Raw genomic sequence first — 12866 nt, 5'->3', positions numbered from 1 at the left:
CATGATGAAGCTCTATCGGCCCATTCTCTGAGTGCTATCAGGCCCTGAAGATCAGCCCTACAAGCAGGGCAAGTGAGATATAGATAGGGATGCAAGTGAGGCCTAGATAGGAGCTCACTTGAGCTCCTATCTAGGCCTCGATCGAGATCCTATTACTTTCGCAAGTGTAGGTCTATCGCCCCCTAGATCTAGCCCCTAGACGGGCCTTCCATCGAGGGGTCAGTAGGATCAGCCTCGAGGGCCTATTGGTCCCTCGAGATATGAGCCCGCATGACCTGGGATGCAGGCAGACCCTGTAGCAAACATTGCTTCATATAGTCCATGTAGGGGGCTACATGAGACCAAAAACGATAGTAGCCCGAGCAGAGATAGTTGTGTCCCCATTCGCCATCCGAGCTCTGTGCGAAGCGATTTTTGGGACATTCGCCATTACAGGCGAAGAGGTATTCGCACTCCAGGCACTGCTTCGTCAACCCCTCGAGCTTGGCACGGCCGAAGCGGTACTGCTCCGAGCTATTCATCATCTCCGAGAGGCTTCTCTGACGAATATTGCCCAGCAAATAGCGGGGATACACATAGTGGTCGCAGCTATAGACATCTCCATTGTGCTCCATCACCCCAGCATGACCGCAGACCTTGCCCAGGGTACAGACCCCAGGCTCTACACCCATCCACCCCGCAAGGGTCGAGTCGAAGAGCTGCACGAAGACTTCGCCCACATCCTCTCGAATCCATTCGTCGAAGACCCCCGTGGTGAAGCTCCCCCACTGCTCTGGCGTGATGCTATACGGGGCTAGGCGTACCCGCTCGAGGCCATTCATCTCTCGGCTCTCGGCCGAGGCGTGGATGTAGGGAGCTTCGACGAAGTTGGCCTTGCGCGCACAGCTCTCATCGATGCGCTCAACAATCGGGGTGAACTGGATATAGCGTACCCCGATCCCCTTCATGAAGCGGTAGTAACCCTCGGGATCGTCAGCATTGTGCGTATTGACCGTGGAGAGGATGTTAAACTCCACGCCCAATCGCTGCATCAGATCGACCGCCCGCATGACTCGCTCAAAGGTAGGCAGCCCACCCACCGTACGCCTATAGGCATCGTGCTGCTCCTGGTAACCATCGAGCGAGAGGCCAATGAGGAAGTCATGATCTCGGAAGAAGCGACACCAGTCCTCATTGACCAATAGGCCATTAGTCTGTAGCGTATTCTCTATCCGACGTCCCTGCCCGTACCGCTGCTGCAGCTCTAGAGCCCGCTGGTAGAAGCTCCTCGGACGTATCAGAGCCTCGCCTCCATGCCAGGTGAAGACCACAGGGGCTTGCCTGGGCTGAGCCTCGATGTACTGACGGATGTAGAGCTCAAGCAGCTCATCACTCAGACGAGGCGAGGGCTGGCGAGGCCCTTTGCTCGGACGATAGAGCTTGTCCTTCTCGAGGTAGTAGCAGTAGTCGCAGCGCATGTTGCACTCAGCCCCTGCGGCCTTGGCCATGATGTGGAAGGGACGCTTCTCCCCCAGCAGTATTGTATCTTGATCCATGGATGACACCTTGATAAACCGAGCCAAAGATAGCGAAGCGCAGCCAAATAGAGCGAGGGTGCGACAGAGCTCTTACGCTCTCGCACCCTCGATAGGTATCCACTGCAGGCCCTCGGGCCATAGATCTACTCGTTACTCAGGCGACAAGCTCCTCGGATGGAGATCTTACCCATGCGCTGGGCCGAACCCTTGAGGTAGAGACGAGTTGCCCCCGACAGATCGATCGAGAGCACCTCCTCGGTAACCTCTACCGAGATCCTCGAAGCCCCCGATCCAGAGATGCTTGCCCGACGGGCAGACAGCTTCATATCCGTATTGACTCCGAACTGACTAGCCCCCGAGACCTCAAGGTCAAGCATCTCGACCTCGCCACTCAGAGCGCATCGGCTTGCCCCCGACATCCCGAGCGAGAGACTATGCTTAGCCCCTAGCCACAGGGTGGAGCGGCTTGCCCCAGAGATATTAATATCTGCCCTCTCGCCTCGCATCGAACCCTTGACGATAGAAGCCCCCGAGATCCTAGCAACAAACTGACGGGCATTGCCTATCAAGTCATTCAAGCGGCTTGCCCCCGACACCTCGAGCTCGAACCGCTCCGCCTCGATCGGCAGATCCGACTGCATCATGCTTGCCCCTGCGAGGCTGAGCCGCTCGAGGTTGGGCAGGTAGAGGTGCACTTGGATCTCTCTGCTGCGTAGGCGAGAGCTCTTCTTCTTACGAGATAGCTTGAGACGCTTGTCTTGATGAGTGTAGGCGAAGAGATCCAGCGTCTCTGGATCACTCGCCCGAACCTCCATATAGGGTTCATCTCCCTGATGCAGGTGCACCTCGAGGGCAGAGGTAACAAATAGCTCTCGGATCTCCCTAGAGAGCTCGATACGCATGCTCTCTGGGAGAGCCTTCTTCTGCCTAGAATGGGCTAACAGAGAGAGATTGCCTACGCCTAGGACAACCAAAGTGAGAAGAGAAATGCTACAGAGAGCCTTTACAATGGTAGACTTCATACTGCTGTGTTGTTAATGTTATTGAATGTCCAAAGATGACTATCGGTTAGTCGGCATCGGCAGGCTTAGCGGAGCGCAACTTAGGCGTCTTAGGCTCGGGCTTGTCTTGTGTATCAGCCTTATCCTTCTTGCTCACTTGCTCCTCCTTACGTTCGGGGCGTGGACGCTGAGAGCGACGCCTGGGGCGATGCACCCGCTCGGTCTCGCTGGGCTTAACCTCCTCCGACTTACGAGAGAGGCTCTGCTTGTTACGCTGCTTGATGGTGATCAGATGCAGCCTCAGGGCTTCGACAGAGATCTGTATCTCCCAGATGCAAAGTACAAGAGAGGCCGCCAGCATGATCATCCCCGCACCGAAGATCCAGTCGGCAAGCTGCATCTGACGGATGTAGATGAAAAACATCGACGTCAAGCAAAAAAGCAAGCTCCCAGCCCCTAGGATCTGCATCGCACGGATGAGCTGTAGACGCTTGACAAAATTCTGAATTTGCGCCAGCGAAGTAGGATCGCTCTGAGGGTTGCTCTCGTACTTCTCCTTCAGGTTGCGCACTACAGAGGCGTAGGAGAGGAAGCGATTGGTATAGGCAAGTAAGATGAGCGAGATCGCTGAGAAGAGCAGCGAGGGTGTTGTGAGAGTTAATCCTTCTGTTACCATATTGTTAGGTATTTTAAGTTATTCTGTAAATAGGTAGTGGCCAACTAGACATCGTCTAGAACTAGCTACTTGAAAGCCTCGAGACGCTCCCGAAGCCTTCGGACAATGATCGCTGAGAGCTGATGCTTGACGACGGTGATGTCTACCTCCTCCCCCTTCTCTTGAGCAATGGAGCTGACCTGACCATCGACGAAGCCACAAGGGTTGATGAGCCTAAAGGGAGCAAGGTCATTATTCACATTCAAGGCAAAGCCGTGCATGGTAACATACCTGCTGCTACGCACCCCAATGGCACAGATCTTACGGGCCGAGCAAGGCTCTGTAGCATCGAGCCATACACCCGTGGCATCACTCCTACGCTCTCCTCGAATATCATAGAGGGCAAGCAGCTCGATGATTGCCTCCTCCAAGAGCTCGATGTAGGCCCTTAGCCCAAGGCCAAAGGCTTCTAGATCTAGGATCGGATAGCCCGTAATCTGTCCAGGGCCATGATAGGTAACATCCCCTCCACGCTCGATACTATACCACTCATAGCCATGCGAGCGCAGGAAATCTTCGTCCATCAACATATTCGCCCGATCTGCATGCTTGCCAAAGGTGAAGACGGGGTTGTGCTCACAGAGCAAAAGATAGCTCTCCGTCTCCTCGGCTCTTCGCTTACAATCGAGGATACTGTCGAAGAGCCGATGCTGCAACTCATAAGCCTCCGAATAGGCGATGTACCCACAGTCTCGACACTCTAGACGAAGCGTTGTGGGTCGATAGCTCTCTAGACGAAAGGTTTGGGGTGCATGAGAGAGTTCGATGGATAGCCCATCATAGGCAGGGCGTACATCCTGGGGCAGTGTGGCCTCCATCAGGCGGTGCACAGGGGCATGGTGCGATAGATGGGTCAGCAAGCTCAGACGAGGGCGATGCTCCAGCCCCTCGAGCAGCTCGAGGACATCATCGATTGACTGGTGAGAGGGGTGAGGCTTCTTCTGCCTCAGCGCATTAACAACGAGGAGGTCAAGCCCCGAGATATAGGGGCGAGAGGCTTCGGGCAGAGACTTGAGGTCGGTAATATAAGCCAAGCTCCCCATCCTAAAACCTAAGATCGGTAGACGGCCATGCATCACCTCAAAGGGGGTTATCTCAAGGCCACAGAGCTCGAAGGGGCGATCTGGCTGTATCTCGAAGAGCTCTAGCCGGGGCGAACCAGGGTATGGGTGTGCCCCAAAGACATAGTGCAGCCGATGGCGAATAGCGTCCAGCACTCGAGCCTGAGCATAGATAGGCAGGCTCTCTCGCCAGCAGATGGTACGCAAATCGTCCAGCCCTGCAATGTGGTCGTAGTGCTCGTGGGTAATGATGATGCCATCAAGGTGATCAATGCCGTAGCGTAGGGCTTGCTGGCGAAAGTCTGGCCCGCAGTCGATAAGGATACGCTTGCCCTCGTCGGTGATTAGGAGAGCAGAGGCACGCAGGCGACGATCTCGCTCGTCGGTGCTGCGACAGGCATTACAGAGGCAGCCGACCTCAGGCACTCCGGTGCTCGTCCCTGAGCCTAGGATAATGAGCTTCATCTTGATGGTTTAACTGATGTAACGTACCTCGGGACGAAGCTCAACGCCAAACTTCTCCTGCACTGCTTGCTGTACTCGCTCGGCCAGGCGAGCAATATCAGTCCCCGTTGCCCCTCCATGATTGATCAGCACCAAGGCTTGATGGGTATAGACCCCAGCAGGCCCTTCGGTATAACCCTTGAGACCACATTGGTCGATCAGCCAACCCGCCGAGAGCTTCACCCTTCCCTCTCCCTGAGGGTACTGGGGCATGCGTTCGTATTGCTGTGCCAAGGCCTCGGCTACAGATGCGGGGACGACAGGGTTCATGAAGAAGCTACCTGCATTGCCTAGCTCCTTGGGATCAGGGAGCTTGCTGCGGCGAATGGTTATGACGGCCTCTCGCACAGCCTCTAGACTGGGGGCACAGTCCTCTGAGGCAAATCGCTGTGCTAGGTCTGCGTAGTCGAGGTGGAGGATGGGTTGTTTGCTCAGTTCCAACTCAACATGGGTAATGATCCAGTCTGCCTGCTCGGGCTGCTTGAAAATACTATGGCGATAGCTATAGTCGCACTCCTCTCGCTCCCAATGGCGAACCTCGCCCGTACGGCGATGGAGCGTATGTACACGACGAATGAACTGCTCGACCTCGACGCCATAGGCTCCGATATTTTGGATCGCAGCAGAGCCAACCTGTCCGGGGATCAGAGAGAGGTTCTCCAGCCCATACCAGGAGTGCTCGACACAGTAAGCTACCAGGTCGTCCCATATCATCCCTGCCCCTACGGAGAGTAGCACAGAAGTCTCGTCCTGGCTCACAAGAGATACATGCTTGATCTCGGAGCGCAAGACAATACCATGAAAATTGGCGAGGAAGAGTAAGTTACTCCCCTCGCCAATGTGTAGGTAGCGGCACTGCTGAAAGTATTCATCCCTGACTAGGGTCTTCAGATCCTCTATACTGTCGTATGAGATCAGCCAGTCAGCCTGTGCATCTATGCCAAAAGTGTTGTAGGGGGTCAGAGAAACTTCTTTCTCTATCTTCATACCCACTCGCTAGATAGTCGTATCCTGAAGCATGGTCTCGAGGATCCAGGCGTCCTTGAAGTTGGGAGCGAAACGATCCTTGACTGCATCACGGCTGGCTGCAGCCTCCTCTTTGGTCTCGAATGAGGCGATGATCACTCGCACCATCCCGAGCTCGTTCATAGCCAAGACGGCCTTATACCCCTGGGCGACCATGCGTTCCTTGAGGGCTCGAGCGTTGGTGGGGTTCTGGAAGCTACCGATGACCACACTAAAGAGCTTGAGTGAATCGCCATCGAGAGCAGAGACCTTCTCCTTGCGTACAACGATCTTATTGACAGGGGCGACTTCGGCGGGCTTCGTCTCAGGCTCTTCGTATTCGATTGTGTTAGAGGGTTCGGGCTGAGAGGCAATCTCACGTTGCTTGGCCTGCTCGTATGCCATACGATAAGCACTCTTCTTAGGCTTACATGAGCCCAGGCCAATAACCAGCACAAGTGCTGTACAGGCAATTGCAATTTTCTTCATAACTATGACTTATAATAGTTTATCTCTAAGCTCTACTCTAAACTGACTACTCAGTCAGTTTTGGCAAAGATAATAAAATCCTCGCAACTACATCTACACTTACATTTTTGTATGAAATTGCTCTTGACTTCGATTTTGAAGACACCTCTCCCTCGGGAGAGAATCCGAGTCGGAAGCCATACAAAGAAGGGCGGCGGGGAGCGGAGCCTCGCTGCTCTTTGCTATCTTTGCCTCGACCTCCTCAGCAGGGAATAGTCTACTAGAGACAAATAATGTATGGACAAGACATTTCGCATCAAACGAATGCTACTCAACAGTGGCATTTGGATCAACAAGCATAGCTATGTACGCATGGGGCTGATCACCATCTCGGTCGCCCTAGCGGTGATCTCGCTGCTGGTCTCAGACCGCTTGATCAGTAAGATGGCCGAGGAGGAGCGACGTAAGCTGGAGATCTGGGCCTTCGCCACTCAGGCCATCAATACACCCGATATGGGGCAAACCTTCAACTATCTGTCTCGCGTGCTTGAGTCCAATACCACGATCCCGATGATCGTTACCAGCCAAGAGGGACAGATCCTCAACTATCGCAACCTCGACATTCCCAGGCGCAACCCCGAGCGTTACCTATACGACAAGCTACAGGAGTTCAGGGCTGGCTATCCACCGATCCTCGTCGAGTATCCAGTGCCACTCTATATCTACTACTCAGACAGCAATGTGCTGCGCTATTTGGTGCTCTTGCCCTATATCCAGCAGGGGATCTTCCTCTTTATCCTAGCGGCTGCTATTGTCGCCCTGATCAGTCTCAAGCGCATGGATCAGAATCGTCTGTGGGAGGGTCTCTCGAGAGAGACTGCCCATCAACTGGGGACGCCCATCTCTTCGCTTATGGCCTGGAAAGAGCTACTGGCCAGCAGCGACATCGACCCGATGATCGTGCACGAGATGAGCAAAGATATTAACCGTCTAGAAACCATTGCTGATAGATTTCAGAAGGTTGGTTCGATCCCTAAGCTAGCCCCAATCGAGCTGGGGGGACTTGTCTGCCGAGCCATCAACTATATGAAGCCTCGCATCTCATCTCAGGTCGCCATCGAGGTAGAGACCAGGGAGGACGACCCGATCATCATCTCAGCCAACGAGTCGCTCATGGCATGGGTCTTCGAGAATCTGATCAAGAATGCCGTGGACGCCATGCAGGGCAAGGGCACGATCACAGTAGCCTATCGCTCCAAGGGGAGACAAGCCTTGATCGACATCACCGACACGGGGCGAGGCATCCCTCGAAGCAAGATCAAGAGTATCTTCAACCCTGGCTACACGACTCGTCAGCGAGGTTGGGGTTTGGGATTGTCCCTAGCTCGTCGGATCGTTGAGGACTACCACAGGGGGCGGATCTACGTCAAGCGTTCGGAGGTGGGCGTGGGGACAACCTTTCGCATCGAGATGCGCTTAGACGGGGAAGACTAAGCAGCCATAGACCGCCCTTGTGCTCGCTGTAAGGGGAGGGTCAGCAGCACGAAGATCCGTGCCGCTAACCCTCCTCCCTGGATCGCATCTTGAACCGCAACAAGCCTAGGGCTTATCATCGGGGTGATAGGCTCTGAGAGCCTCGAAGTGTCGGACGAAAGCCTCTCGCCCCTGCTGGGTGATATGACAGCTGGTTCGAGGCCTCTTGCCCACAAATCCTTTCTCGATCGTCAAGTAGCCCAAACTGGCTAACTTATCCAGTTGCACACTGATATTGCCCGAGGTTGCAGAGGTAACCTCCTTGATGTAGACAAAGTCCGCCTCCTCTACCGACATCAAAATGGACATGATGGCTAGCCTCAGCTCGGACATGAGTACAGGGTCGAGACTTGGCAAGCTAATGATCTGTGCCATTGCTCTGAGAGTTTTGCTGCTGCAAACGCTGCTGGCGGCGGGCCCGAACGTACATGTAGTGCCCAGGAATACAGTTCATAATGAAGAAGACAAGGCCAAAGAAGAGACCAAATCTCGTACTCGAGAAGTTCATCTCGGGCAGGATATTATCCAGGAAGATAGCTCCGTAGTTCAAGACCAACCCCAAAATCGAACAGATCTGCAGCACTCGAATGCGCAGTGAGAAGCCCGTAATAGCCGAGGCCGAGCCAATCAGGGTAATGATGGCTATCCCAGAGAAGATGCCATAGACAGCACTGGCCAGGAAGGTATTCAGCCCGATAACCAGCCAAGTAGCCGTCATGAAGCGATCGACTTGGCTGCGAAAATGCTGTCTCTTGCGCTCACGCATGATTGTCCAGATCGAGAGTGGAGTCCCGAGGATGGGGATCAGCAGCCAAATCCAGCCAGCATTCCAACCCATATAGTCCTCGAATAGAGCATAGAAAATGCTCGTCAATACGGTTGCGTAACCCCAGATAAGGAATTGGAGTCCGCCCTCGGTGCTTACACGCTGCTGGGTATTTTGGATCATTTGCTCGATAACCCGAAGGCTCTGCTGTGGTGTTAGTTGATTCGTTTCCATTGTCGTAGAGATTTGAATGATGAATGACTAGAGACCTTGATAGGGTCTCGATCTACTAAGGAGGCTGCATATGAGCCTCATGGGGAGAGCTCTCGGACAGAGGCGGATCGCCCTCCTAGGCTGGACGAAGCACTCTATCACGATGCAAATATAATAAGGTTTATATTATAAACCAAATCTATTCGCAAACTAAGATCAACTTGACACACCACGCCGCCTCTCCTGGCTATTCAAGGGCGGAAGAATGGGGGAGGATTTCGATGCTCTAGGGCAACGAGGCTGAGGCAAAGCTCGACGAAAGGAGGCGACACTAAGGGGTGGTCTATAGTCTACCGCCGTTCTTCTCTAGGAGGTCATCCAAGAGGCGACTGATCCTATCACCACGAAGATCTCGCTCGACGATCGTGCCGTCGGGGGCAAAGAGGATGAGGTGGGGGATGGTCTCGATGCCATATAGCCTACTAGCCTCCTGCTCGCTGAAGATCTGAGGCCAAGAGATCCCATCCTCGGCAACAGCCTTGGCGTGTGCCTCTCGTTTGTCAGCGACAGCTACCCCTACGACCCTCAGGCCTCTGTCTCGGTAATGGTCATAGACTCGACGCAGGGCAGGCATCTCTCGACGGCAGGGAGCGCACCAACTAGCCCAAAAATCCACCAGCGTGTAATGTCCCCGACCGACATAGCGGCTAAGCTTGAGCTCGGGATCGCTATCATCGGCAAAGTCTGTGAAGGGCTGCCCGTCCTGCGTAGCCTCAAGCGACCTACGAGCCTCTAGGAGTGCGGCGACCTGCGGATGCCTCAGCACGACTGGGCCTGCAGATGCGATCAGATGGTCAGCTTCCGCCTTGGAAACCTTACCTAGTAGGAGGTTCAGAGCACGAGCTCCGAGGACGTTTTCTCGATTGGCCTCAAAGAGCTCTCTATTAAGATTAAGCACCTCGGAGTGATAAGCCTCCAGGAGAGTTTGCAGACTCAGATACAGCTCATTGGATCGATCTCCTGCTCCCGAAAGGCCCTCAAGAGACTGCTCCATGAGGGAGCTGATCGAGTCGCTCTTGGCCTTGGTGGCCTGCAAGGCTTTGTCTTGGCGAGCGAGGAAGGCAGAGAGGGCGTCGTTGAGAGGTGTCCCCGTCGCCCCACCCTCACGGCTCATATCGACCAGGATACGCCCAGGTTCGAGGATCACAACGGCCTTGTATCGCTCACCAGCCGAGAGGACACCCTCTGGGAGGCTATCCACGGCCTCTCTTTTGGAGAAGCTAAAGGCACCGCCCGAGATCTTAGCACTGTCGATAGGGGTCTGCGAGCCGAAGGCTAACAAATAGATATACTGATCATCGAGATCTGCTGCCTGATCGGGCAAAGTCCCCGAGATAATATAGCTTGAGGACTGGCATGAGGTAAGAGCCCAAATGAAGAGCAGCAGAGCCCAGCTAATATTTTTGGCCATAATCATTGGATATATAAGACTAGGGCAAAGGTACGAATTATCAGTCCGCGTGTCTAGAGTTGGGGAGACAAATTTGTCCATCTAAGTGCCAAGAGATCCCTGGCGAGCGAGATGGGTAGAGAGAGAGTCAGAGTCTAGAGGGCTCGAGCAAGAAGAGCGGGAATATAGAGAAATCCCCCCTCGGCAAGAGGCTCACGGGGAGGGCTCTTGGCGAGGGGGGGGAGGATTGATCGGACGGAGGGGTCTAGTAGTCCCAAATGTCGTTGGAGGGGAGCTCGTTCTCGGAGGCTGGGCTGTCCTCCCCGTCGTAGCCGGCATCGGAGCAGGGCGAGAAGGTTGGCGGCAGGCCAAAGCCTGTCGAGGCTTTGTAACCCAGCTTGGGATCGGCATACACCTTGCGCATGAAGAGAGCAAAGACCGGCAGAGCGGCCGAAGCTCCCTGGCCATAGGTCATTGAGTTGAAGCGAATACTTCGCTCCTCTCCGCCGACCCAGCAGCCAGCGACGATGTCGGGCGAGAAGCCAATGAACCAGGAGTCGCTATTGTTGTTCGTCGTCCCCGTCTTACCCCCTAGAGGCATGGGCAGATTGTAGCGAGCCCTGAGTCGGCCGGCCGTCCCTCCATTGACGACGTTCTGCAGCATGTAGAGCATCTTGTTGGAGGCATCCTGCGGCAAGACCTCGGTCATCTGAGGGCTAAAGGTCGCCACCACATTGCCCATCTTGTCCTCAATGTGGGTAACCATGAGCGGACTCACTCGTATGCCTCGATTGACGAAGGTTGAGTAGCCCGAGACCATCTCTGCCACAGAGGCATCGGGCGTACCCAGCGACATGGCCATCGTCGCATCGATCTGCCCCTGTAGGCCGAAGCTGCGCAGGAGGCGCAGGAAGGTTCGGGGCGAGGTCTGCGACATAAGATAGGCAGTTACCCAGTTGTCCGAGTGCTGCAATCCCCACTGCAGTGAAACCATCTCTCCGATACGGCGGCGGTTTGTATTGCGAGGGATCCAAGTCTTACCGTCCTCGAGGGGGATCACCTGCTGCACATGCAGGACTTCATCGCAGGGCGAGAAGCCCTCGATCATGGAGAGAGAGTAGAGGTAGGGCTTGATGATCGAGCCCGTCTGACGTCGACCTCGAGAGACCATATCGTACTGGAAGTTGGAGAAGTTGATCCCCCCGACATAGGCCAAGACATGGCCATTGTGAGGGTTCATTGCCATGAAGCCTGAGCGGAGGATCCCCTTGAGGTAACGGATCGAGTCGAGCGGGGTCATAACGGTGTCTCGCATCCCCTGCCAGGACCAGACCTGCATCTTCGTCTTGACACGGAAGCTCTTGAGGATCTCATCCTGGTTCATTCCCTGCTCGGCACTCTCTCGCCAGCGGTCTGTCTGCTTCATGGCTTTGAGGAGGATCTCCTCTCGGCTCTTGGCTGGGAGCTCGGCAGCGAAGGGGGCATCCTTGCGCCCCCTCTTCTCTCGGTCGAAAGCTGGCTGCAGGTAGCCTGCCATGTGCTCACGCATAGCCTCCTCGGCATACCGCTGCATCGTGGCCGAGAGGGTGGTATAGATCCTCAGACCATCGGTGTAGATGTTGTAGGGCGTGCCGTCAGCCTTGAGGTTCTTGTTGCACCAGCCGTAGAGGGGGTCTTGCTCCCAGGCGATACTGTCCAGGACATATTGCTCTCGCTGCCAGCCTCTGTACTCCGAGGGGTCAGGCTTCTTGGCCATCATGATCTTGCGCAGATGCTCCCGCAGGTAAGGGGCTGGGCCCTCCTTGTGGTCGATCTTGTGATACTTCGTCTCCACGGGCAGGGCCGAGAGCGAGTCGGCCTCGAAGCGAGTGAGGAAGCCCGCCTTGTGCATCTGCTCGAGGACAACATTGCGACGGCCAAGGGGGCGATCGCTGTCCTTGTAGCGAATGGGGTTGTAGAGGGAGGGGTTCTTGCACATACCCACGAGCATAGCTGCCTCTTGAATGTTGAGCTCGGAGGGCTTCTTACCGAAGTAGGTGTGGGAGGCTGACTGTATGCCTACAGCATTGTAGAGGAAGTCAAACTGATTGAGATAGAAGGTGATGATCTCCTCCTTCGTGTACAGTCGTTCGAGCTTGACAGCGATGACCCACTCGATGGGCTTCTGCATCAGACGCTCGATGAAGCCTCGTGTGGGGGCGGAGTAGAGCTGCTTGGCCAGCTGCTGGGTGATCGTACTCCCCCCACCGGCACTTTTCTGCCCAAGGATACCAGTCTTGAAAACTGCACGGGCGACGCTGCGGAAGTCGATGCCGGAATGCTCTCGAAAGCGCACATCCTCCGTTGCCACGAGGGCATTGATTAGATTGGGAGAGATGTCGTTGTAGTCTATCGAGACTCGATTGCCCCCGCTCTGCGCATACGAACCTATGACCTCACCATCGGAGGAGATAAGCTGAGAGGCATACTTATCAATAGGGTTCTGTAGCTGCTCCAGAGGCGGCATATAGCCAATCCAACCTAGAGTAATCGCAACAAAAGTCCCCAGTACGACCAGCCAGATGAGGGCAAAGAGTGCCCACATCCAACCGATCAGACTTGATTTGCTTAGTTTCATTTATTGATATAGAGGT

Annotated in this window: 10 protein-coding genes and 1 pseudogene; 1 reads left to right on the top strand and 10 read right to left on the bottom strand. The window is 54.9% G+C overall.

Annotated elements, in window-relative coordinates:
* Positions 1-242 precede the first annotated feature (242 nt).
* The 6 genes and pseudogenes from HQ37_RS00895 to HQ37_RS00870 form a co-directional block, all read right to left on the bottom strand.
* A complete protein-coding gene (locus tag HQ37_RS00895; protein ID WP_036879058.1) occupies positions 243-1535 on the bottom strand; it encodes an anaerobic sulfatase-maturation protein in 1293 nt (430 codons plus the stop codon).
* 125 nt (positions 1536-1660) lie between these two features.
* Complete coding sequence (locus tag HQ37_RS00890; RefSeq protein ID WP_036879055.1) at positions 1661-2539, bottom strand: GIN domain-containing protein; 879 nt, start codon at positions 2537-2539, stop codon at positions 1661-1663.
* Positions 2540-2807: 268 nt separating this feature from the next.
* A pseudogene (locus HQ37_RS00885) lies at positions 2808-3194 on the bottom strand (DUF2721 domain-containing protein); the annotation flags it as partial.
* Between the two features lie 65 nt (positions 3195-3259).
* On the bottom strand, positions 3260-4759 hold the full coding sequence (lipB, locus tag HQ37_RS00880) for a lipoyl(octanoyl) transferase LipB (protein WP_036879053.1): 1500 nt from the start codon (positions 4757-4759) through the stop codon (positions 3260-3262).
* A gap of 9 nt (positions 4760-4768) precedes the next feature.
* On the bottom strand, positions 4769-5785 hold the full coding sequence (gene murB, locus HQ37_RS00875) for a UDP-N-acetylmuramate dehydrogenase (protein ID WP_036879051.1): 1017 nt from the start codon (positions 5783-5785) through the stop codon (positions 4769-4771).
* A 9-nt stretch (positions 5786-5794) separates the two neighbouring features.
* Positions 5795-6292 carry an SPOR domain-containing protein gene (locus tag HQ37_RS00870; protein WP_036879048.1) on the bottom strand — a complete coding sequence of 166 codons (498 nt, stop codon included), beginning with the start codon at positions 6290-6292 and terminating at the stop codon, positions 5795-5797.
* Between the two features lie 276 nt (positions 6293-6568).
* On the opposite strand from HQ37_RS00870, the gene HQ37_RS00865 reads away from it, so the two are divergent.
* Entirely contained in the window at positions 6569-7765 is a 1197-nt protein-coding gene (locus HQ37_RS00865; protein ID WP_235264611.1) for a HAMP domain-containing sensor histidine kinase, read from the top strand.
* A gap of 105 nt (positions 7766-7870) precedes the next feature.
* Here HQ37_RS00865 and HQ37_RS00860 read toward each other — a convergent pair whose 3' ends face one another.
* The 4 genes from HQ37_RS00860 to HQ37_RS00845 form a co-directional block, all read right to left on the bottom strand.
* A complete protein-coding gene (locus HQ37_RS00860) occupies positions 7871-8179 on the bottom strand; it encodes a transcriptional regulator (RefSeq protein ID WP_036879043.1) in 309 nt (102 codons plus the stop codon).
* Positions 8163-8804, bottom strand: a complete 642-nt coding sequence (locus HQ37_RS00855) for a hypothetical protein (protein ID WP_152566745.1) — start codon at positions 8802-8804, stop codon at positions 8163-8165. The genes HQ37_RS00860 and HQ37_RS00855 overlap by 17 nt, the downstream gene beginning before the upstream one ends.
* Positions 8805-9126: 322 nt before the next feature.
* The gene (locus tag HQ37_RS00850) at positions 9127-10254 is read right to left on the bottom strand and encodes a TlpA disulfide reductase family protein (protein WP_160215055.1); all 1128 of its coding nucleotides are present in this window, start codon (positions 10252-10254) and stop codon (positions 9127-9129) included.
* A gap of 244 nt (positions 10255-10498) precedes the next feature.
* Entirely contained in the window at positions 10499-12850 is a 2352-nt protein-coding gene (locus HQ37_RS00845; protein WP_036879036.1) for a transglycosylase domain-containing protein, read from the bottom strand.
* Positions 12851-12866: the final 16 nt, after the last annotated feature.

This window comes from Porphyromonas sp. COT-239 OH1446 (assembly GCF_000768875.1).
GTDB lineage: Bacteria > Bacteroidota > Bacteroidia > Bacteroidales > Porphyromonadaceae > Porphyromonas.
The sequence above is the reverse complement of the archived record's forward strand: the minus strand, read 5'-3'. Positions and strand labels throughout refer to the sequence as shown.